This is a genomic window from Sphingopyxis sp. SE2, assembly GCF_032227185.1.
Lineage (GTDB): Bacteria > Pseudomonadota > Alphaproteobacteria > Sphingomonadales > Sphingomonadaceae > Sphingopyxis.
The window spans coordinates 3554464-3576092 of record NZ_JAPMXW010000001.1; the positions used below are offsets into that span (position 1 = coordinate 3554464).

Below are 21629 nucleotides of genomic sequence, written 5' to 3' on the forward strand. Positions count from 1 at the left end.
CTAACCGCCACGAGCTGCCGAGAGGATGATCGCGCCGTCATCCGAAAGACCATTTAATCGGGCTATATCAAGCAGCCTCTCCAGATCGTCGCGCAATCCGCAAGGCTCCGGGATCTCGTGAAGCCTCTGTCTGGCCGATAATTCGATTTGGGAAACGGAGAGGGGCACGAGAAAAAGCCTACAAGAATAGTCGATCCTAAAGCCGGCGGTCAGAAATGGGGCGGCGAGATCAGCTGGCTGGGGGCAGGGATTGTGCACAAGACCGGCCCGACGGTCGATTGCCTTTGTCCATTCGTCATATAGCTGTGCTGCCAGTTGCGATGGAATGGCCGCATCGTACCAGCAATCCAACACCACGACACCCAAACGTGCGACCCGGATTGCCTCCTGAAGCCCCCTATGAAGGTTTTCCAGATGGTGCGCGGCGTATTCCAAAGTCACCACATCAAAGCTTTGATCCGGGAATGGAAGTGTCTCTGCTCGGCCGAGGTGTATTTCCAGACCTAGTGCGCGTCCTTCCTCTACGGCCTCTTCCTCCGGGTCTATGCCGACGCAGTGGGCCACATCGGCTTCGCCGAATAGCTGCAGCGAAGCACCATTGCCGCACCCTACATCCAGTATCGACGACGGCTTGAAGGCGAGCACACGCGATAGGAATTCCTTGCGATACTCCCCGTGCGGGCGAGGCCTCTCTTCTGGCTCCCGCTGTTCGATCATCTTCAACGACATCTGCAACTCCACCTGATGGCGTCTGGTAAGCAATCCGAGTTGCGTCGGATATGTGCTAGCACGACAAAGAATATTCTGGATCGGACATATTGTGACAATTGCCGAAGGCGGGGCCGATGCCCTCTCAGTGGACCGTTCGGTCTTTCCGGCGGGGTTCAGGGGCACGTGGCATGCCCACCCTGCGGCGCAGCTCATCTATCCTAGCCGCGGTGTGATGATCCTCGAAACGGCGGCTGGATGCTGGGTCGTGCCGCCCCAGCAAGCCTGCTGGCTTCCTTCCAATGAAGATCATCGGGTGCAAACTTCAGCGGGCTTCGAAATGCTCAGCGTTTACTGTCGCGGCAGCGTGCTCCGCCGGCTACCAGACGCTCCCGGTATCGTTGCGGTGAGTGGCCTCCTGCGCGAGTGCATCTTTGCCCTCGAAAAGGCAGCGCCGCGCTCTCGGCGCGTCAGTTTGACGCTCTTGTTTTCCCAAGAAGTGTCCGTCGAAATCGCGGCATCCCTATTCGTCCCTCAACTGCGGTCCTCGCGTCTAAGAAAAATCGAGGCCGCTCTCTCGCGGGAGCCGGGGAATGACAAACCCTTGTCGGAGTGGGCGAGCGAGTTGGGCGCGAGCAGTAGGACCCTGGCTCGCGCATTCGAGCTTGAAGCGAATATGACTTTTACCGATTACAGAAAACAGGTGCGGCTTCGGGCTGCTCTGGTTCGCTTGGCCGAAGGTGAGCCCATCACCAATATCGCCCTAGATTTGTCATTTGGCTCGGCCAGCAATTTCATCCGTATGTTCCGTCAGGCGACCGGCGTCACCCCGGGGAAGTATTTCCAAGGTCAGCCCAAGCGGAGGTAGATGGTCGAACTTCGGCGCGCCGCTAGCTGCGGCTCCAACGGTGGCCGGAATGGGCGAATCTAAGTCATCGGAATCCTTGCCATCGTCACGCGCGGCTTGCGATCGGAGTTCAAGCCTCCCTCCAAAACCGCGTAACCCTGTCCCAGCTAGGCTGCCTTGCGAATTGGTGCCTCCTGTCGCTCGAGGAACTCGGAGAGAGCCGCCTTCCGCGATGCGCGATCGAGCGAATAAGCACGCTGCTTGAAGATTCTTCCGTCGAGCAGGGCGGCAATGTAGCCGGCCAGTGTGTCGGCCGCCATAATCAACGCCGCGTCCAGGACATGGATATATTTGCTCGTTACCGACCCCTTCGCATGACCCATAAGGGCGGCGATGGTGACCTCGGTGAAGCCCAGGTCATTACCGATGCTGGCGAAGCTGTGGCGCAGAACATGCGCAGTGACGCCTTCGAGGGGCGAGCCCAAGAATATCTCGTCCCAATGGTTTGGAAAGCCGCCAAATGCTGTGTCCTCCCCACGGGGTCCAGGAAACACATATGTGCCGTTGTCGTCGCCTTGGCGCTGCTCCAGAAACTCCACAACCGGCAAGCCGACGGGGCGAACCGACTTTCCCTCCTTGCTCTCGGAGAGGCGAAGGCAACTTCCGTCGATATCGACATCACACCATTTGAGATTGATAATCTCACCGCGTCGGCAACCCGTAAGTGCGATTTGCCGAATGATATCGATCGTCGGGCCGAACTTCTCGATTTGCGCAGCGGCCTTGAGCATGCGGCCAAGAATTCGATACTCGCCGTCGTTGAGACGCCGCGAACGGACATTGTCTTTGGGACGCTTGATGCCATGCGCGGGATTGCTGTCGATGACGCCGAGATCGACCGCATAGGTCAGTATTCCGCCAATCAACCCTAGCGTCCGAGCCGCCGTGCCTGGCCCGCCACGCACATTGGCGCGGCCGCGGAGCTTTTTGGTCTTGATGAAGGCTTTGGTCTTACCCGCCATGATATCGCGCATGGCTTTGGTGAGGATCGCCTTCGAGAGGTCCTTGACGCGGCGGGATCCGAGGAGCGGGATGACGTGCCGTTCGATCCGGCCCAGATCGATGTCGACGGTCGATTGCTTCTTGGGACGGCCCCCTTTGCCTAGAATGAGCCCGTCCTTGAGATCCTGCATGTAGAGCTCGCAGAGCTCCTTCATCGACATCGCTTTGTTGAGTTCGGCCCGTTCTTCGGCGGGGTCCTCGCCTTGAGCAACCCTGCCCAGTTGGGACTTGGCCTCCCGCCTGGCAGTTTCCGGAGTCCAGACTCCGTGGATGCCGATCGTGTAACGACGCGAGCGGCCTCCGGCGCGATACTGAATGAGATAGCTGCGCTTTCCGGTGGGGAATATCCGCAGCCCGAAGCCAAGGAGTTCATCGTCCCAGAGGACATAGTCCTTCGTCTCTGCTACAGCTGCATCGACAACGCGCTTGGTCAGTTTGACCATCGAGCCTACTCCCGTTTGGCCCGGTTTTCGCGTAAGCACCACGTAAGCACGCGGAAGGAAATCAGGGCGAATTCAAGGTTACGGCAGCGCAGATCGACAAATCAAGAATAGCGTTTGATTATAGTGACTTAGGTTAGAAAAACTTGCTCTGGCGTAGGCTGGCGCAAACATGCTAGTACCCCCTCCGAAGGCAGAGGCCAGGGGTTCGAATCCCTTCGGGTGCGCCATTTCCTTTTCATTTCAAATACTTGATGGGAATCCGGATAGCGCGTATCCCGACGGCGGAAATCGAAACCCGCCGATAGCATCAAGCAGCCGTTCGATCTCTCCGCTGGCCACCACATGGCTGCGGCTCTTGAAGGAATGGCGTCTTCGCGAAGTCGTCCTTTGGCGAGCAGCAACATCTGGCCATTGATAAAAATGGTCAGGCCTCGGCGCATTTCGCGACGACGTCGGCTTCCGCGCCGCTACCCAAGGCGACTCGCGAGAGACTGATATTGAGGCTGCCACGGGTATCCACGCGAAACGGGGCGGTTATGCGTGACATGTCGGCGCCCGTCGCCGCGAAGCATTTGAGCGGCACGCCTACTACGCGCCACTGGCCGGACACGAGCGCAGCAAATTCGGGCAGAAGAAGCGGACGACCGCAATCCGAGCCATCGCAGCGAACCGACAGGGTAACCGGCGCAGAGAGCGGCGCATCGAGCCTCACGGTCGCAAGCAGCATGACGTCGCCGTTAGTCTCTCTCGAAAGATCGATGGCATTCCGGGCGTTGATTTCGATCGCAGCGCCCTCAGGGCCCGCAGTGATGACGAAGCGCCGCGCCCCTTCCTGTACGGTGTGATCGGCCGCGTTGACGGTCGCGCGACCCGACAGGCCGGTCGCAGGAACCGTCGTCACGCGCAACGGATCGCTGCCATCGGCTTGCGATACGATTAGCGACCATGATGCCGTTGCTTCGCCTTTGTCGAAATAGACGCCGCTGCCGCTGCCGTCGTCGGCAACCTGGCTGTCCTGCGAAAGCTTTTTCCACGGTTGCGATCCATCGGCGTAGGTCAGGCCATAGCCGAGAGGAAACAGCGTTGGTCCGCCTTGCCTCGCCGTCGCTGGCCAGGCCGTCGGCAGGCGTCCCTGGAAATCGAAAGCCATCGTGCCGTCCTTGCGTGCGAACAACAGGTCGGCGACGCCGGCACCCTCCGAACCGGGAAGCCAAGCCGTGACGAAGGCGTCGGCTTCGTTCAGCACTTCGTTGACGAAGAGCGGCCGACCGGTGATCATGACCGCCACCACCGGGATTCCCGCCGCTTTCAGCTTGCGCATCGTTGCGAAGGGGCGGCGCAGTTCGGGACGCAGCTGGAGCGACGGGATGTCGCCCTGAAATTCGGCATAGGGGGTTTCGCCGAAGACGACGATCGCCGCATCCGGGCGCTGCTTATAGTCGCCATCGGGGGCAAGCTCCGCACTGCCGCCCGCCGCGGCGACATTTTGCTCGATGCCGCGCCATAGCGAGGTCGCGCCCGGAAAGTCGCCGTTATCGAGCCCCGTCCCCTGCCAGCTCAGCGTCCAGCCGCCCGACTGGCGGGCGATGTCGTCGGCGCCGTCGCCTGCGACGAGGATATGCGCCTGCGGCCTGAGCGGCAGCAGGCCGGTGTTCTTGAGGAGGACGAGCGATTTGCGAACCGCTTCGCGGGCGACGGCCCGGTGCTCGGGCGCGCCGAGCAGTTCGTAACGGCCCGAGTAAGCGCGCGCCGACGGCTTGCCCGCGTCGAACAGCCCCAGCCGTTGCTTGACGCGCAGGACGCGCAGCACCGCGTCGTCGAGCCGCGCCATCGGGATCGTGCCGTCCTTCACCTGCGCGAGCGTGCTCGCATAAAGCGCGCGCCAGCTGTCGGGGGCCATGAACATATCGATCCCGGCGTTGGCGGCGACGGGGCAACTGGCGTTGCTGCAGCCGGCGACCTGGCCATGCGCGTTCCAGTCGGTGACGACGAAGCCGCCGAAGTTCATCCGCTCTTTCAATATATCGGTGACCAGCCCCTTGTTCCCGGCGATCTTCACGCCTTGCCAGCTCGAAAAGCTGGTCATCACGGTGGCGACGCCATTTTCCATCGCGGGAATATAGGGCGCGCCGTGGACGAGGCGCAGTTCGAGTTCGGACACGGTCGCGTCGCCCTGATCCTTGCCGTCGACGGTGGCGCCGTCGGCGAGGAAATGCTTGGTGCTTGCGGCGACATGCGGTCCCGCCAGTATCGGCGCGGTCGACGGCGGTCCTTGCAGCCCGCGGATCATGCTGCCGACATAGGAAGCGACGAGCGCGGGGTCCGACGAATAGCCTTCATAGGCGCGCCCCCAGCGATAATCCTGGGGGACCGTTACGGTTGGGGCGAAAGTCCATTCCTGACCCGTGACGCGGATTTCGATCGCCGTAATCCGGCCGATGCGCTCGATCAGTCCGGGATCGCGCGCGGCGCCCAAGCCGACATTGTGGGGAAACAGGGTGGCGCCGACGATATTGCTGTGCCCGTGCACGGCATCGGTGCCCCACATGATGGGGATTGCCGGCGTGCTCTCCATCGACGCCGCGTAAAAGGCGTCGGCCAATGCGAGCCAGTCGTGCGCGGGAGCGAGGTCGTTGCCGCCTGGCCCCGAGTTTCCGCCGTTGAGCACCGAGCCCAGATGATATTCGCGCACTTCTTCGGGCGTCACGCTGCCGATGTCGGCCTGGATGATCTGGCCGACCTTCTGCTCGACCGACATGCGGGCCAGCAGCGCGCGGACATGCGCCTCGCCGCTGGGGGTCAGGATTTGGGGATAGGCGACTTCGGGCCATTGCTCGGGATGGACCGCGCCGGACGATGTGTCGGAAGCAGCGGCTTCCCGCATCGTCGGCGCCGCGAGCGCGGGAACCGTCGCGGCGGTGACGGCAATGGCATAAACCGTTATTTTTGAAAGCATAAATCCCCTCTCGGATGCGGCGTCGTTCGCCGATTCTTTCCGGATTTTTCTTATGTCAACCTTGACAGGCATAAGTCCATATATCGTCGATTTCCAAACATCGTTTGACAACGTTGACAAGATTATGCAACAAAAATGGAGCGCGAGGCTGACCGTCCCTTCGAGTCCGCTTGCCGGTTCCGGAATTCGGTCCGCCCCGCGCGAACAGGGATTTTCATTGTCCGCACACAAAGATGCGGCTTGGGAGGGATGGATATGACCAGCGCGACTTTGCGCCACCGGAGCATGTTGTTTGCGGCGGCATCGGCCTTGGCCATGGGACTGGCCGCTTCGCCCGCGGCCGCGCAGTCCGCGCCGGCGGCTGACGAAGGCACGGAAAGCGAAATCGTCGTCACCGGTTTTCGCGCGTCGTTGGAAAATGCGCTGAACGCCAAGCGCGATTCGAACCTGATCATCGAATCGGTGACGGCCGAGGATATCGGGAAATTCCCCGACCAGAATGTCGCCGAATCGCTGCAACGCCTTCCCGGGATTCAGATCGACCGCGAAAATGGGCAGGGGTCGAAGGTCCGCATTCGCGGCCTCGAACAGAATGTGACGCTGCTCAATGGCGAGCTTTTCGTCAGCGGGCTCGAAGTCTACAAGGTCGGCGAGGGCAATTATAACCGCAACGACAGCCTCGAAGGCGTGCCGTCCGAACTGATCGGCGGCATCGAGGTTTTCAAGTCGCCCAACGCGTCGCTACTCGAAGGCGGCCTCGGCGGTATCGTCAATCTCAAGACCCGCAACCCGCTCGACTTGCAGGACGGGCTGACCGCCGCGGGCAATTTCAAGATGAGCAAGGGCAGCGAAATCGGCGGCTGGGAACCCGCCGGCGCGGCGGTGCTCGGCTATAATTTCAACGACCGGCTCGGGATCATCGCGTCGTTCAGCTACGAGCGGACGAACAATCACGTCAATGTGCTCGGCGGCGACAATCGCGGCAACTGGGCCTTTGCCGAGGGGCGCCGCGATACCGCGACCGTCCCGACCAACTATTATGCCCCCGAATATCGCTATATCACCGACCGTGACCAGTATCGGCGGCGTTGGGGCGCGTCGCTCGGGGTCAATTTCAGGCCCACCGACGAACTCGAGGTCAGCGCGCAATATTTCCATTCGGACCTGAAGATCGACACGCGCGAGGCTTCGGTCAAATTCCCGTTCGGCCAGGGCGAATCGCAGGGCCTGGTGGGCAGCTACAATATCAACGACAATGGCGTGCTGACCGACGGAACCGTGCGTGCGCAATCGGCCGAGGTCATTTCGTTCGTCGACGTCTCGAAGATCAAGTCCGACAACCTTCAGTTCGGGATAGAGTGGGACAACGACGCCAATTTCCGCGCGTCGGTCATGGCCGATTATTCCTCGTCGAAGATGGGCCGCGAAGTAGCGAACAACGATGTGCGTTTCACCGCCTATGGCGTCCGCGGCCCCGGCACCTCGGGGCCGCAGCCGGGTTTCATCCCCAATCCGGCGGCGCCCGCGACGTTCGATTTCACCTATCGGAACGGCGACTTCCCGAGTTTCGGCATCGCGCCGGACAGCCCGCAGGATTTGTTCAGCAATCCGGCCTACGGCTTCTTCAAGTCGCACTGGGCCTTTGGCGACCGGTCCGACATCAAGGGCCATTCGATCCGCGCCGACTTCGGTTATGACGTCGACGACAGCGACACGAACACGATCACGCTGAGCGCGGGCTTTCGTTATGGCCAGCGCACGGTCGATTTCACCTCGGGCCGCTATCTCGCCGATTACAGCGGCAAGGGCGAGATCGACGCGACCGCGATTCCCGAGGCCGAGCGCGTGCCCGGTTTCTCGTACAATTGGACGCCCTACGGCTATTTCCAGGACGGCGCGATCGGATACAAGATCTGCGACCTGCCCGAGGCGAACAAGCCTGCGGCGTTTGCCGGATGCACCCGCTTCGGCAATTCACCGGCGCTCATCACGCCCTATCAGACTTTGACCAGCAATCCCGAGCGGGTCGAGACGATCACCAATTTCGCGGGCGGTGGGCATGTCGCGGGCGATACCGTGCTTGTCGCCGACCGGTCGCAGATGACCAATGCCCTGCAATGGATCCAGTCGCTCTATCCCGACACCCCCTTCACCTTCTTCGCCGATCCCTTGCAGACCTATCGGGTGAAGGAGGAGACGAAATCGGGCTATGTCATGGCCGACATGGGCGGGCTCGACGATCCCTATCATGTCAATGTCGGGCTTCGCATCGTCAACACCAGCCTGACGGTCGATCAGAACCAGCCCGCCAGCGCCGATCCCAGCTATTGGGGAACCGACAGCTGGAACGGGGTGCTGCGCGACTTCACCACCGCCCGCGTCGTTCGCCGCTACACCGACTTCCTGCCCAGCGTGAATGCGGTCTTCAACCTCAGCGAAGGCGACAAGGTCCGCTTCTCGGCCGCCCGCGTCGTCGCGCGCCAGCCGCTGGTTTCGCTGGGACAGGGTTTCGCCACCCAGTTCACGCGCGACCCTGCGGACGATCTGTTCAAATTCACCAACGGCAGCCGCGGCAACGCCGATCTCGATCCGTTCCGCGCCTATCAGTTCGACCTCGGTTTCGAGCACTATTTCGGAAATCAGGGACTGCTGTCCGCCGGGCTGTTCTGGAAGGAGGTCGACAGCTTCATCGTCAACGAAACCGTCGCGGTTTTCGTGAACGACCAGGCCGGTGGCCGGCTCGGTCCCGTATCGCAGCCCGCGAACGGATCGGGCGGCCGGGTGAAGGGGTTCGAGCTCGCCGGCCAATATGCCTTCGATTTCGGCCTCGGCTTTACCGCCAACTACACCTTCTCGGACACCAGCACCGATTTCAGCACCGACTTCACCGATAATCTGCCCTTGCCGGGCGTGTCGAAGCATTCGGCGAACGGGCAGATTTACTTCGAGAAATATGGCTTCGCCGCGCGCGCGTCGTACAGCTGGCGCTCGAAGCAATATCTCGGCAATTTCGGTTTCGCCGACGGGACGACGACGCGGACGCTCGGCATCTATCAGAAATCCTATGGGCAGCTCGACGGCCAGATCAGTTACAAGATTACCGACAATTTCGAGGTCTTCGCCGAGGCGATCAACATCACCAAGGCCGATACCAGCGTCTATCTGCAATTTCCCGAACTGCCCTTCCGCTATGAATCGGGTTCGCGGCGGTTCTATGGCGGGGTGAAATTCAACTTCTGATTTCGGCATCCCCCGAAATATGGCAGCGGTTCTCTTCGCGAGGACCGCTGCTCCCTTTTTCGGGGCGTCCCGATAGAGCGGGACCTCGCTGTGGCTATGACGAGATCGGCGGCGGCGCGGCGGTCAGCCGATCGACGAACGCGTGCGCATGGATAACCATCGCTCCCGGTTCCTCGCCCGCGAGTTCGCGAAGCAGCATGTCGGTCGCCGTCTTCGCCATCTCCATGACCGGCTGGCGGATCGTCGTGAGGCGTGGCCACACCACGCGGGCGATCTCCGAATCGTCAAAGCCGACGACGGTGAGGTCGGTGGGAACGTCGAATCCCAATTCGCGCGCCGCCGACATCGCGCCCACCGCCATATCGTCATTCTGCGCCAATATGGCGGTCGGCCGCAGCTTGCGCGACAGCAGGCGCTTGGTCGCCTCATAGCCCGATTCAAAGCTGAAATCGCCTGTCTCGACGAGTTCGGGGCGCTGCGACAGCCCGGCCGCGTCGAAGGCCTGGCGATAGCCGACAAGGCGCTGCGCGCTGGCCGCGTGGGCCGGATCGCCCATGATGATCGCGATTGTCCGGTGGCCGAGCCCTACGACATGCTCCGCGATCTCGCGCGCCGCCGCAACATCGTCCATCGCGGTCGACAGGCCGACATCGAGCCGGGATTGGGGCGCGATCCGCGCGAACGGAATGCGCGCATCCGAAAGCCCGTCGAGAATGTCGGGATGATCGGACGCCGGCGGCGCGAGGATGACGCCGTCCAGCGCCGCGGACCGGACGAGACTGACCACTTCGAGCGGGCGGTCCATGACCGATTCGACCGGCAAAACGATCAGCCGGTAGCGTCCGCCATGCAATCGTTCGAGCGCGCCCCGCTGCAATTCGACGACATAGCTCGGACTCGGCTTTTCGTAGATCAGGCCGATAAGATAGGATTGTCGCCGGACAAGGCCCTGCGCAAGAACATTGGGATGGTAGTTGAGCTCCTTCGCCGCACGGAGCACCTTTTTGCGCAATGCGGGCGAGATATGCGGTTCGTTGTTGAAGACGCGCGACACGCTTTTGGGTGACACCTGAGCCAGCCTGGCGACGTCAATGCTTGTCGAGCGCTTTCCTCCTTGAGCCATGCTTCAGCTCGTGACGAGATTGTCCTTCGTTGTCAATCGGGGAGCTGCTTCGCGCTTGAACGGGACTCAATGGCGCAGCGCCCCCTTTTTTTCAGTCGGGTAGAAAAATGGATGCTGGCCGGCTTCTTGCTTGCTGGAATTTGCAACCAGCATTGCCAATCGTCGCGGCCAATTACCGCACGGCTGCTTCTTGCGATTTGCGCCTCAGAGCTGCCCCGTCCCCGATCGGCCAAAAGCGCCGGGCAGGCGCAAAGCCGACACCTACCCGGCCGCCCAGGCGTAGCCTGTCAGTACCCGCTCCGAAAGCAGAGGCCAAGGGTTCGTATCCTTTCGGGTCCACCATTTCTCTTTACATTTCAGTTTGATATATCGCCGCGGTGCCGCCTATCCGCCACTGGAAGCGGGGGTCGCTTTTCGCGCGAAAGGATCTTCGCGCAGCGATCGCCCGGCGGTTTCCGGCATGAAACGCAGCGCCGCGAGGCCGACCAGACACGCCAGCATCATATAATAGGCGGGCATCAGCGGGTCGCCGGTCAGGGTGATGAGGCCGCTTCCGATCATCGGCGCGGTGCCGCCGAAGATCGAGGTCGAGACATTATAGGCGATCGCGAAACCCGCGAAGCGCACTGCGGTTGGGAACATCGCGGGAAAGGTCGCCGAGATCGTCGCAAGCTGCGGCACGTAGAGCAGGCCGAGCGCCATGAAGGCGATCAGCGCGCCGGCGAAGCCCGTCCCGATCAGCATGTAGAGCGGCACCACGCCGAGTAGCAGCCCGACCAGCGACCAGCGCCACATCGCGCGGCGTCCGACGCGGTCGGACAGCGCGCCCGCAAAGGGAAGGAAGACCATCATGAAGAGCATGCCGATGATCGGTACGAGCAAGGCCTCTTCGTTCGACAGGCCGATGCGCCGCTGCAGATAGGTCGGCATATAGCTGAGCAGCGAATAATTGACGACGTTGAGCGCGACGACGAGTCCGCCGACGACGAGCAGCGGGCGCCAATAGTCGCGCAGCATGATCGCGATGCCGGGCGGCGTTCGCCGTTCGGCCGACGCCATTTCCTCGCGAAAGATCGGCGTGTCCTCCATCTTCGAGCGGACATACATGCCGATGAGCCCGATCGGTCCCGCGATCAGAAAGGGAATGCGCCAGCCCCATTCGTGCATCGCCTGATCGCCGAGGTGCAGCGAATAGCCGAGCATCAGCGCCGCGCCTAAGGAAAAGCCGGCGAGCGTCCCGAATTCGAGGAAGCTGCCATAAAAGCCGCGCCGTTCGTCGGGGGCATATTCGGCCATGAAGGTCGCCGCGCCGCCATATTCGCCGCCGGTCGAAAAGCCCTGGAGCATCCTGAGCAGGATGAGCAGCGTCGGCGCCCAGAAGCCGATGCTGTCATAGGAAGGGATCAGCCCGACCGCGAAGGTCGCGCCCGCCATGAGCAGGATCGTCATCGCGAGCACCGACTTGCGTCCGATGCGGTCGCCGAGCGGCCCCCAGAACAGCCCGCCGAGCGGCCGGACGAGGAAGGAAATGGCGAAGGTCGCAAGCGCGAACAGCACCGCATCCTCCATGTCGCCGGGAAACAGCGCCGCCGAGATATAGGTCACGCCATAGGCATAGATGCCATAGTCGAACCATTCGACCGCGTTGCCGAGCGCGGAGGCTCCGACCGCGCGGTGCAGCGGCGTGGGCTCGCGAAAGGGGGGCGGGTGCCCCGGGGCGTGGGTCGTTACGGGCTTTTCCATGTCTCACCTGTTTGCGGAGGGGGTTCGGACGACGGCTCGGGGCCGGCGGGGTCGAGCAGCGCGGCGACGGGCGTCGTGCGCGGCAGAATCTGGAAATCCTGCTGCGCCGCGCCGGGGACGGGCGCGCTGGTAGCGAGGCGCCACAGGCCGAAGGCGAGCATCGCCGCCGCCGCGAGTGCGATGAAGAGAAAGAGCCCGCCCGCACCCGCGAACGTCATCGCCGCGGCGGCGCCGAGCGGGCCGAGCGCGGCGCCGACCGAATAGAGGAGGACGAGCTGGCCGCTCGCGGTGACGCGCTCCGACGGGAGCAGGCGGTCGTTTGCGAAGGCGACGCACAGCGGGTAGAGCGCGAAGCTGAGCCCGCCGAATATCGCGCCGAGACCGAGCAATAGGGTGCCGGTAGGCGCGGTGGCGAGCGCAATGCTGACGGCAAGCGTCGCGGCGAAACATGCGATGATCACGCGCCGCCGGTCGTAGCGGTCCGACAGGCGACCGAGCGGCCATTGCAGCGCGACGCCGCCGAGGATCACGATCGTCATGAAGGTCGCGGTGTCGGCGAGGCTGAGGCCGATCCGGCGCGCGTAAATGGCGGCAAGGCCATAGAAGGCGCCGAGCAAGAGGCCGGTGATCCCCGCGCCCGCGACACCGAGCGGCGAGGCTTCGAACAGGCGCTTCAGCGGTAGCGAGGCGGCATCCTCGAGCAGCGGCGCGGCCGCGCGGGTCAGGCAGACGGGGATGATCGCGAGCGTGATGAGGATCGAGGCGAGTTCGAAGGGGATCTGCGGCGCCGTGTTCCCCGATCGCAGGATGAGCTGGCCGAGCGCCTGCCCCGAATAGAGCGCGACCATATACCAGGCGAGCACGGTGCCACGTGTCGCCGGTTCGGAACGGTCGCCCAGCCAGCTTTCGACGCAGATGAAGACGCCCGCGACGCACAGCCCGTCGACGAAGCGCAGCGCCGCCCACAGCGCGGGGTGCTGGAACAGCGCATAAGTCAATGTGCTTGCCGAGAGCAATGCGACGAAGGCGGCGAAGGCACGGATATGACCGACGCGGCGCACGACCTCGCCCGCACGCAGCGCGCCCACGACGAGCCCGGCAAAATAGGCGGTCGCGACGAGGCCGATGATCATCGTGCCGCTGCCCGCGCGTTCGAGGCGCAGACCGATCAGTGTCGACAGGAAGCCGCTGCCCGCCATCATCACGAAAATCGCGACCAGCAGGCTCCGCACGGGCAGGATCGTTGCGAACATCGGCCGCGCCCGGCCGCCGCATCACGCGGCGCGCCGGCCCTCCGCAGCCGCATCGACGTCTTCGACGAGCGCCTTGTGCAGCACGCGCACCGCCGCGTCGAAATCGCGGCTGTCGACGATGAACTGGATGTCGACATTACGGATTTGATGCTGCATCGCGATCATGCCGATGCCGGCGTCCTCGAGCGCGCGCAGCGCGTCGGGGACGAGCCCGGGGCGCGAAATGTCGCTGCCGATCGCCGCGATCATCGCCACCGGTTGCGTCGAGATGGCAGCCTCGGGATAGTCTTTTTGCAGGTCGGCAATCACCTTTTTCACCGCGTCGGCGCTCGCCGACAGATAATGGGTGATCGTGTTCGCGTTCGACGATTTGCTGACGATCCACAGCCGGTGGCGCGTCAGCGCGTCGAGGATCGCGGCGTCATAGCCCTTCACCCCGACCATATCCTGTTCGAAGAAGGTCAGCGCCTGCATCTGACGGATGCCGGTGACGATCTCGACGCGCGGCACGTCGGAGACATAGTCGCCCGTGACGAGGGTGCCGCCATCCTCGCGGTCGAAGGTGTTGCGCACGCGCAGCGGAATGTCGGTCTGGCGAAGGCCGCGTCCGGCCCCCGGATGGATCGCTTCCATGCCGAGGTTCGCGAGCTGGTCGGCGACATCGTAGTTGGTGCGGCCGATCTTGCGCGCCTTGTCCTCGCCGACCAGCTTGGGATCGGCGCTCGACAGGTGGAATTCCTTGTGGATGATCGCCTCGCGCGCGCCGGTAAGGACGGCGAGCCGCGAAAAGGTCATTTCGGTATAGCCGCGCGCATAGCGGCGCACCATGCCGCCCTCGCAGCCGGCATAGCCGGTCACGATCGGCAGCGTCGTGGCGAGGTCGATTCCGGCGAAGGCGTCGCCGATCCGCGCGTCGAGACTGCGGAGATCCTCCTGATCCCAAAGCGTCAGGTCGACGAAGCGCGCGTTCACGTCGCGGTCGCGCAGCAGCAATGCTGTGCTGTGCGCGCTGTGCGCCTCGCCGATCCCGGCGAGCAGTTCGCGCACCGTCATCAGCTGTTCCTTGACGCAGAAGCGGCCGTGGGCGCGCAGGCGCGCGAGGTCTTCGAGGCACGCCGCGACCGTGGCGATGCGCGTGTCGACGAAGGCGTCGGCCTCGTCGCGGCTTTCGGGCCGCGCGAACATTCCGGCGTTGCGTTCGTGCATCGCGCGGCGGACATCCTCCATCGCCTCGCGCCAGCCGCCCACATCCTCGTCGGCGACGAAGCGGCCATAGACGCCGGGCACGCCGCTCTTCTTGTTCTCGAGCAGCAGGTCGGTCATCCCGCCATAGGCCGAGACCACAAAAATGCGATTGTAGAGATCGGCACCCGACCGCCCCGCGATCAGCACATTGTCGAACAGGGTCGCGGTTGCGGCCATCGAAGTGCCGCCGATTTTTTCGACGCTATGCCCGGTCATGCGGCCACCGTCTCGGCGAGCGGGCCGCGTTCGATCGTCAGCGGTTCGGGTTCGCCGCGATGGGCGAGGAACCAGGGGCGCGGCTTGTCCACACCGAACGGCATTTCGAGCCGGTTGCTGACCGCATTATAGACGAGGAAGGCGTTGGCGCGCGGGAAGGGGGTGATGTTGCCGTTCGACCCGTGCATCAGGTTGCAGTCGAACAGGATCACGGTGCCCGGCTTGCCCGTCGGCGCGACGATGCCGTGCCGGTGCGCGAGTTCGGCGAGGCTTTCCTCGTCGGGAACGCCATATTCCTGTTTCTTGAGTGAGCTCAGATAATGATCGTCGGGGGTTTCGCCGACGCAGGTGAGATAGGTGCGGTGCGACCCCGGGATCACCATCAGCGGCCCGTTGTGCGGCGTGTTCTCGGCGAGCAGCACCGACATCGACAGCGCGCGCATCCGCGGCATGCCGTCCTCGACGTGCCAGGTCTCGAAATCGCTATGCCAGTAGAATTCCTTGCCCGTGAAACCGGGCTTATAGTTGAGGCGCGACTGGTGGATATAGACCTCGTCGCCGAGCAGGAAGCGCGCGACGTCGGCGAGCCGCGCATCGGCGGCGAGCCGCGCCATCACGGGGCTCTGCGCGTGAATCTCGAAGATCGAGCGGATCTCGTTGGCCTGCGGTTCGGTGACGATCGTGTCGCTATCGAGCGCGGCCGGATCGGCGAGCAGCGCGCCAGCCGCTTTTTGCAGGAAGGCGACCTCGTCGGCCGAGAAAATATCCTCGAGCACGATATAGCCGTCGCGGTCGAATTGCGCCGCCTGGCGCGCGCTGATCGGCGCGTCATTGTTCCATTCGCTATGGACGACAGGGTCCTGCCGCGGCCGCATTTCGGCCTCGGGTGCGTGCCGCGATGGGTAGAGGTCTTGCATCGGACGTCTCCCTTTCTGTTTTCGTGATGATCAGTCGGCGGCGACGAGGTCGGCGTCGGCCGGATAGGCGCCGGTTTCGTCGTGGACTTCCTTGCCGGTCACTGGCGGGTTGAAGGCGCAGGCGGTCAAAATGTCGGTTTCGGGCCGCACGATGTGCCGGTCATGCTCGTTGAGCGCGTACATCACGCCGGGTTCCAGCCGGTGGATTTCGCCGGTGCCCAGATCTTCGATGGTGCCGGTGCCCTTCAGAACGAACACCGATTCCAGATGATTCTGGTAGTGCATCTTGAGCTCGGTGCCCGCGAACATGGTCGTGACGTGGAAGGAAAAGCCCATGCCATCGTCCTTGAGCAGCATGCGGGCGCTCGCCCAGCCGTCCGAGCGGACGTTGCGGTCGGATTTGCGGATGTCATTCAGGTTGCGAACGATCATGTGGATATCTCCTGTGTCTGTTATTCGGCGGCGACGGCGTAGTCGGCGGCCGTCGCCTGACGGATTTTGGTTTCGAGGATGTCGAGCCCGGTGCCGAGGACGGCGTCGTCGATGACGAGCGGGGCAAGCACCTTGATCACCTCGTCGTGCGCGCCGCTGGTCTCGATGATCAGGCCAGCGTCGAAGCAGGCGGCGGTCACGGTCGAAGCAAGCTCGCCCGAGCCGACATTGACGCCGCGCATCATGCCGCGGCCGCGGGTTTCGAAGCCATGCTCGGCCGCGATGCGATCGAGCCGCATCGCGAGAATCTGGCCGCGTCGCTCGATGTCGCGCTGGAAATCGCCCGTGCTCCAGAAATGCCTGAGCGCGGCGGTCGCGGTGACGAAGGCGTGGTTGTTGCCGCGGAAGGTGCCATTGTGTTCGCCCGGCGACCATTGGTCGAGCTCGGGGCGCAGCAGGGTCAGCGCGAAGGGCAGGCCCATGCCCGAGAGCGATTTCGCCAGCGTCACGATGTCGGGGGTGAAGCCCATATCCTCGAAGCTGAAGAAGCCGCCGGTGCGGCCGCAGCCCGCCTGGATGTCGTCGACGATCAGCAGCGCGCCATGCGCCCTGGCGATGTCCGCGATGCGGCGCAGCCACTCGGGCGAGGCGGCGTTGAGCCCGCCTTCGCCCTGCACCGTTTCGACGAGGATCGCCGCGGGGGCATCGAGCCCGCTCGACGGATCGGCGAGCCGCTGTTCGAGCAGGTCGGCGGTGTCGACGTCGGGGCCGTAATAGCCATCGTAAGGCTCGTGCGCGACATGGCTGAGCGGCACGCCCGCGCCGCCGCGCTTGGTGGCGTTGCCGGTGCAGGCGAGCGCCCCCAATGTCATGCCGTGGAAGCCGTTGGTGAAGGCGATCACCATTTCGCGGCCCGTGACCTTGCGCGCGAGCTTGATCGCGGCCTCGACCGCATTCGTGCCCGTGGGCCCGGTGAACATCACGCGATGGTCGAGCCCGCGCGGTTTCAGGATCAGCTCTTCGAAGGTGGCGAGAAAGTCCTGCTTTGCATCGGTGTGCAGGTCGAGCCCGTGCGCGATGCCGTCGGCGGCGATATAATCGAGCAGCGCCTGCTTCAGGATCGGGTGGTTATGCCCATAGTTGAGCGTCGAGCAGCCCGACAGCAAGTCGAGGTAGCGCCCGCCCTGGTCGTCGTGCATCCACACGCCTTCGGCCCTGCCGAACTGGCGCGGCATGGAGCGGGCATAGCTGCGAACTTCGGATTCGCGGCGCTCATAGATCGTCCGGTCCGGAATCGCGCCGGACGGCTGGGGTGTCGTGATCATGTGTCTATCCCTGTTCTGCGTCTATCTTGGTACGGTCGATCGGCCCGATGCGGGCCAGATATTCGGTGGCGTGGGCGCCCGCGAAATGGGCTTCGCGCTCGAACAGCGCGCTGCGTTCCAGCTCGGCGTCCCATTTGCGCGCGAGGCTGCGGAACAATCCCCACGATGCCTGATTGTCGGCGGTGATCGTGGTGATCATGTGCGACACGCCATCCTGTGCCGGCCTGGCGAGCAGGTCGGCGATCATGCGGCTCGCGAGTTGCTTCCCGCGTCCCTCGGTGGAGACGGCGACCTGCCACACGAAAAAGGCCGCGGGATCCGACGGCGGGCGATAGCCCGACACCCAACCGACGATCCGCCCCGCCTTTTCGGCGATGACGCAATGGTCGGCGAAATGTTCGCACTGGAGCAGGTTGCAATAGCGGGAATTGCGATCGAGCGGCGGACACGCCGCTATCAAAGCGGTGACGGCGGGGCCGTCCGACGCGATCGGCCGGCGGAAGCGTATATCGGCATCTGCGGCCGGGATCGCGTCAAAATCTTTCCCTGGAGGCAATGACTCTTCGTCTTTTTGCCGATCTAGTATCTTTCATCTCCTGAAATAAATTTCGGATTTATGCGGCCTGGCAAGACCGTGATTCGCGCAAAATATAAGAGTTAAGGCCAAGCGTTCAACCCGCCGCCGTAATTTTATTTCATATATCGAAATATATGACAGCCCTGTGTCACCCGTTAGCGATCAGGGATAAGGCGTTGGCGCGCGCGGGGCGGGCGGCTAACAGGGCGCATGGAATCCGAAATTGCGAACGCGACGTTGAAGGCCTTGCGGCGCGTCCTGCGCGCGACCGACGGCGGCACCCGCAGGCTGGCAGCCGCCACCGGCCTCACGCCGTCGCAGCTGCTGGTGCTGCGCGAGATCGATGCCGGCGACGAGGTGACGCCCGGGGTGGTCGCGCAGCGACTGGAGTTCAGCCATGCGACGATCACTGCGATCGTCGACCGCCTCGTCGCGCTGGGTCTCGCCAGCCGGACGCGCAGCGTACAAGACAAGCGGCGCGTCCTTTTGGAAGCGACCGAAGCGGGCCGCCGCCGCCTCGTCGAAGCGCCGGACATGCTGCAGGAAAAGTTCGAGGCGGGATTCGCTGCACTCCCGGGGTGGGAGCAGGCGATGATTCTGGCGGGCACCGAGCGTCTGGCCGACTTGCTGGGGGCGGGCGATGTCGATGCCGCGCCGCTGCTCGATACCGGGGCGATCGATCGCGATTGAAGCAGCCGGCCGCATATTTGCGAAGATCGCCGCGCGGCATCGGCGAGTCTTGTTTTTGACTGGCCGAGGCTGTTAGTAGCGAGGGCGGCCGCCGGAGCTATCCTCTCGGATGTGCCGGACAGCTTCGACCGGCCGTTCGAGCCGATGACCTGGGGAGACGGGCGCCAGATGTACGACCTGCTGGCCGGCCTGTCGGTGATCGAAGCTTCGTCCTTCGTCGCCTCCCCGACCGCCGGGCTTTATTGCGCGCAGATGGGCGCCGAAGTGATCCGCGTCGACCAGATCGGTGGCGGCCCCGATTTCCGCCGCTGGCCGGTGACCGCGGCCAATGATTCGCTCTATTGGGAAAATCTCAACCGCGCGAAAAAGTCGGTCGCGCTCGATCTCGGCCGGCCCGAGGGGCGCGAGCTGCTGCAGGAACTGGTGCGCGCGACGGGGCAGTTCGTTACCAACTTCCCGGTCGGCGGTTTCCTGTCGCACGACACGCTCGCCGAGGGGCGCGCCGACCTGATCACCGTGCGCGTGATGGGCTGGGCCGACGGCTCGCCCGCGCTCGACTATACGGTGAACAACAGCGTCGGTTATCCGATGCTCACCGGCGCGGGCCCCGATCCGGTCAACCATGTGTTGCCCGCGTGGGATTTGCTGACGGGCGCCTATGCCGCCTTCGCGCTGCTCGCGGCGATCCAGCGGCGGAACGTCAGCGGCGAGGGCGGCGAGGTGCGGCTTCCGCTGTCCGACGTTGCGATCGGTACCGTCGCCAACCTCGGCGGGGTTGCAGAGGTGCTTTATTCGGGCGCGAATCGCCCGCGGCTCGGCAATGCGGTCTATGGGCTGTTCGGGCGCGATTTCGTAACGCGCGACGGACGGCGCACGATGATCGTGGTTGTCACGCCGCGCCAATGGACGAACCTGGTCGCCGCGCTGGGACTCGGCGACGCGATCGCTGCGATCGAAAGCGATCGCGGCGTGTCCTTCGCGGCCGACGACGGGCTGCGCTTCGATCACCGCGACGCGCTCTATCCGCTGTTCGAGCGTGCGATCGCGGCGCGCGACCATGACGATCTGGCGGCCGCCTTCGACGCGGGCGGGATCGTTCATTCGCCCTATCGCACCATGTATGACGCGGTACAGGACCCCGCGCTCGTCGCCGACAACCCGATCTTCGGCGCCGCGGACAATCCGAGCGGCTTCGCCTATCCCGCAGCGGGTGCCTTTTCGACGATCCCGCAGGCGAAGCGCCATTCGCCGCGCGCTGCCCCGCTCAACGGCCAGCATTCGGAAGAAGTGCTCGCCGACCGCCTTTCGCTTTCCTCGGGCGAGATCGCCCGCCTGATCGATGCCGGTATCGTCGGCGTGGCGAGTTGCAAAAAATGACGTTTCCCAGCTTCCGATTCCCCGAGCGAAGACGAGGGGCTATGCCGAGCGAAGTCGAGGCGGCCGCGTCGCAGTTTCTCGCTCCGCTCGAACGAGCCCCTCGTCTTCGCTCGGGGAATCGGAATTATAGACTCACGCATTATCCCTGGAGACAAGCATGACCCTGCGCCGCGCCGCCATCGTCGCCCCGATCCGCACCGCTGTGGGAAAATTCGGGGGCGCGCTTTCGTCGATGACCGCGGGAGAGCTCGGCGCCGTCATTTTGAAAGCGCTCATAGAACGCACGAAGATCGACCCGGCGCGCGTCGACGACGTCGTCTTTTCGCAGGGCTATGGCAATGGCGAAGCGCCCGCGATCGGCCACTGGTCATGGCTCGCCGCGGGGCTGCCGCTCGAGGTGCCGGGCTATCAGCTCGACCGCCGCTGCGGATCGGGGCTGCAAGCGATCATCAACGCCGCGATGATGGTGCAGACGGGTATGTCCGACGTCGTTGTCGCGGGCGGCGTCGAATCGATGTCGAACGTCGAACATTACAGCACCGACATTCGCAAGGGCGTGCGCGCGGGCAACCTCACGCTCCACGACCGGCTGACGCGCGGGCGGCTGATGTCGCAGCCGGTCGAACGCTTCGGGGTGATCAGCGGCATGATCGAGACCGCCGAAAATCTTGCCAGGGATTATGGCATCTCGCGCGAAGCAGCCGACGCCTATGCGGTGCAGAGCCACCAGCGCGCCGCCGCGGCGTGGGCGAAGGGACTGTTCGACGACGAGCTGGTGCGGGTCGAGGTGCCGCAGAAGAAGGGTGATCCGGTCGTCTTTGCACATGACGAGGGTTATCGTGCCGACGCGACGATGGAGACGCTCGGTAAGCTGCGCCCGCTCGAAGGCGGGGTGGTGACGGCGGGCAATGCGAGCCAGCAGAATGATGCGGCGGCGGCGTGCCTCGTCGTCGCCGAAGACAAGCTCGACGAACTAGGGCTGGAACCGATCGCCTGGTATCACAGCTCGGCGGCGGCGGGCTGCGATCCGAGCCGGATGGGGATCGGGCCGGTCCCCGCGGTCGAGCGGCTGTTCGCGCGCAGCGGCCTCGGCTGGGGCGACATCGACCTCGTCGAGCTCAACGAGGCTTTCGCGCCGCAGGTGCTGGCGGTGCTCAAGGGCTGGGGCTGGTCGGACGACGACAGCCGGGGCGAGATTTTGAACGTCAACGGATCGGGCATCTCGCTCGGCCATCCGATCGGCGCGACCGGCGGACGTATTCTCGCGAACCTCACGCGCGAGCTGGTGCGCCGCGACGGGCGTTACGGGCTCGAGACGATGTGCATCGGCGGTGGGCAAGGCATCGCCGCGATTTTCGAGCGCGCTGCCCGAGGGGCATAGGATCGACGAAAGTGAAACCGCCACCTCAACAAAAAGCCGTTTGTGCTGAGCTTGTCGAAGCACCGTCCTTCTTCGCGAGACCCGAAAGGAAGAA

Annotated in this window: 16 protein-coding genes; 5 read left to right on the forward strand and 11 right to left on the reverse strand. The window is 63.9% G+C overall.

What is annotated here, in order from left to right:
- The gene (locus OVY29_RS17040; protein WP_313911785.1) at positions 1-729 is read right to left on the reverse strand and encodes a class I SAM-dependent methyltransferase; all 729 of its coding nucleotides are present in this window, start codon (positions 727-729) and stop codon (positions 1-3) included.
- Between the two features lie 127 nt (positions 730-856).
- Between OVY29_RS17040 and OVY29_RS17045 the strand changes: the two genes are divergently transcribed.
- Positions 857-1576 carry a helix-turn-helix transcriptional regulator gene (locus tag OVY29_RS17045; RefSeq protein WP_313912075.1) on the forward strand — a complete coding sequence of 240 codons (720 nt, stop codon included), beginning with the start codon at positions 857-859 and terminating at the stop codon, positions 1574-1576.
- A 146-nt stretch (positions 1577-1722) separates the two neighbouring features.
- On the opposite strand, the gene OVY29_RS17050 is transcribed toward OVY29_RS17045, so the two are convergent.
- Positions 1723-3060: a tyrosine-type recombinase/integrase gene (locus OVY29_RS17050; protein WP_058815882.1), complete on the reverse strand. Its 1338-nt coding sequence runs from the start codon at positions 3058-3060 to the stop codon at positions 1723-1725.
- 424 nt (positions 3061-3484) lie between these two features.
- Positions 3485-6016: an exo 1,3/1,4-beta-D-glucan glucohydrolase gene (locus OVY29_RS17055; RefSeq protein WP_313911786.1), complete on the reverse strand. Its 2532-nt coding sequence runs from the start codon at positions 6014-6016 to the stop codon at positions 3485-3487.
- Positions 6017-6271: 255 nt separating this feature from the next.
- Between OVY29_RS17055 and OVY29_RS17060 the strand changes: the two genes are divergently transcribed.
- A complete protein-coding gene (locus tag OVY29_RS17060; protein ID WP_052182474.1) occupies positions 6272-9256 on the forward strand; it encodes a TonB-dependent receptor in 2985 nt (994 codons plus the stop codon).
- Positions 9257-9350: 94 nt separating this feature from the next.
- Here OVY29_RS17060 and OVY29_RS17065 read toward each other — a convergent pair whose 3' ends face one another.
- The 8 genes from OVY29_RS17065 to ectA form a co-directional block, all read right to left on the reverse strand.
- Positions 9351-10379, reverse strand: coding sequence for a LacI family DNA-binding transcriptional regulator (locus OVY29_RS17065; RefSeq protein ID WP_037557434.1), 1029 nt, complete (start codon positions 10377-10379; stop codon positions 9351-9353).
- Between the two features lie 384 nt (positions 10380-10763).
- Positions 10764-12122, reverse strand: a complete 1359-nt coding sequence (locus OVY29_RS17070) for an MFS transporter (RefSeq protein ID WP_313911787.1) — start codon at positions 12120-12122, stop codon at positions 10764-10766.
- On the reverse strand, positions 12107-13375 hold the full coding sequence (locus OVY29_RS17075) for an MFS transporter (RefSeq protein ID WP_037557432.1): 1269 nt from the start codon (positions 13373-13375) through the stop codon (positions 12107-12109). The genes OVY29_RS17070 and OVY29_RS17075 overlap by 16 nt, the downstream gene beginning before the upstream one ends.
- Before the next feature lie 21 nt (positions 13376-13396).
- Positions 13397-14836: an aspartate kinase gene (locus OVY29_RS17080; RefSeq protein ID WP_037557431.1), complete on the reverse strand. Its 1440-nt coding sequence runs from the start codon at positions 14834-14836 to the stop codon at positions 13397-13399.
- Entirely contained in the window at positions 14833-15753 is a 921-nt protein-coding gene (thpD, locus tag OVY29_RS17085; RefSeq protein WP_037557430.1) for an ectoine hydroxylase, read from the reverse strand. The genes OVY29_RS17080 and thpD overlap by 4 nt, the downstream gene beginning before the upstream one ends.
- A gap of 30 nt (positions 15754-15783) precedes the next feature.
- The gene (locus OVY29_RS17090) at positions 15784-16185 is read right to left on the reverse strand and encodes an ectoine synthase (RefSeq protein ID WP_037557429.1); all 402 of its coding nucleotides are present in this window, start codon (positions 16183-16185) and stop codon (positions 15784-15786) included.
- 20 nt (positions 16186-16205) lie between these two features.
- Complete coding sequence (gene ectB, locus OVY29_RS17095; protein ID WP_037557428.1) at positions 16206-17510, reverse strand: diaminobutyrate--2-oxoglutarate transaminase; 1305 nt, start codon at positions 17508-17510, stop codon at positions 16206-16208.
- Between the two features lie 4 nt (positions 17511-17514).
- On the reverse strand, positions 17515-18018 hold the full coding sequence (gene ectA, locus OVY29_RS17100; protein WP_152567698.1) for a diaminobutyrate acetyltransferase: 504 nt from the start codon (positions 18016-18018) through the stop codon (positions 17515-17517).
- A 279-nt stretch (positions 18019-18297) separates the two neighbouring features.
- Between ectA and OVY29_RS17105 the strand changes: the two genes are divergently transcribed.
- The 3 genes from OVY29_RS17105 to OVY29_RS17115 all read left to right on the forward strand — a co-directional run bounded on the left by OVY29_RS17105 (position 18298) and on the right by OVY29_RS17115 (position 21535).
- Positions 18298-18777, forward strand: a complete 480-nt coding sequence (locus OVY29_RS17105; protein WP_037557426.1) for a MarR family winged helix-turn-helix transcriptional regulator — start codon at positions 18298-18300, stop codon at positions 18775-18777.
- A 168-nt stretch (positions 18778-18945) separates the two neighbouring features.
- Positions 18946-20154, forward strand: coding sequence for a CoA transferase (locus tag OVY29_RS17110; RefSeq protein ID WP_313912076.1), 1209 nt, complete (start codon positions 18946-18948; stop codon positions 20152-20154).
- Positions 20155-20311: 157 nt separating this feature from the next.
- On the forward strand, positions 20312-21535 hold the full coding sequence (locus OVY29_RS17115) for an acetyl-CoA C-acetyltransferase (RefSeq protein WP_313911788.1): 1224 nt from the start codon (positions 20312-20314) through the stop codon (positions 21533-21535).
- Positions 21536-21629 lie beyond the last annotated feature (94 nt).

What these genes read in the sequence shown, in the direction of transcription:
- ectB (WP_037557428.1), bottom strand. Translation starts at nt 17,510, where the DNA reads ATGATCACGACACCCCAGCCGTCCGGCGCGATTCCGGACCGGACGATC.
- OVY29_RS17055 (WP_313911786.1), bottom strand. Translation starts at nt 6,016, where the DNA reads ATGCTTTCAAAAATAACGGTTTATGCCATTGCCGTCACCGCCGCGACG.
- OVY29_RS17065 (WP_037557434.1), bottom strand. Translation starts at nt 10,379, where the DNA reads ATGGCTCAAGGAGGAAAGCGCTCGACAAGCATTGACGTCGCCAGGCTG.
- OVY29_RS17060 (WP_052182474.1), top strand. Translation starts at nt 6,272, where the DNA reads ATGACCAGCGCGACTTTGCGCCACCGGAGCATGTTGTTTGCGGCGGCA.
- OVY29_RS17105 (WP_037557426.1), top strand. Translation starts at nt 18,298, where the DNA reads ATGGAATCCGAAATTGCGAACGCGACGTTGAAGGCCTTGCGGCGCGTC.
- OVY29_RS17110 (WP_313912076.1), top strand. Translation starts at nt 18,946, where the DNA reads ATGTACGACCTGCTGGCCGGCCTGTCGGTGATCGAAGCTTCGTCCTTC.
- OVY29_RS17040 (WP_313911785.1), bottom strand. Translation starts at nt 729, where the DNA reads ATGTCGTTGAAGATGATCGAACAGCGGGAGCCAGAAGAGAGGCCTCGC.
- OVY29_RS17050 (WP_058815882.1), bottom strand. Translation starts at nt 3,060, where the DNA reads ATGGTCAAACTGACCAAGCGCGTTGTCGATGCAGCTGTAGCAGAGACG.
- OVY29_RS17115 (WP_313911788.1), top strand. Translation starts at nt 20,312, where the DNA reads ATGACCCTGCGCCGCGCCGCCATCGTCGCCCCGATCCGCACCGCTGTG.
- OVY29_RS17080 (WP_037557431.1), bottom strand. Translation starts at nt 14,836, where the DNA reads ATGACCGGGCATAGCGTCGAAAAAATCGGCGGCACTTCGATGGCCGCA.
- OVY29_RS17070 (WP_313911787.1), bottom strand. Translation starts at nt 12,122, where the DNA reads ATGGAAAAGCCCGTAACGACCCACGCCCCGGGGCACCCGCCCCCCTTT.
- OVY29_RS17075 (WP_037557432.1), bottom strand. Translation starts at nt 13,375, where the DNA reads ATGTTCGCAACGATCCTGCCCGTGCGGAGCCTGCTGGTCGCGATTTTC.
- OVY29_RS17090 (WP_037557429.1), bottom strand. Translation starts at nt 16,185, where the DNA reads ATGATCGTTCGCAACCTGAATGACATCCGCAAATCCGACCGCAACGTC.
- thpD (WP_037557430.1), bottom strand. Translation starts at nt 15,753, where the DNA reads ATGCAAGACCTCTACCCATCGCGGCACGCACCCGAGGCCGAAATGCGG.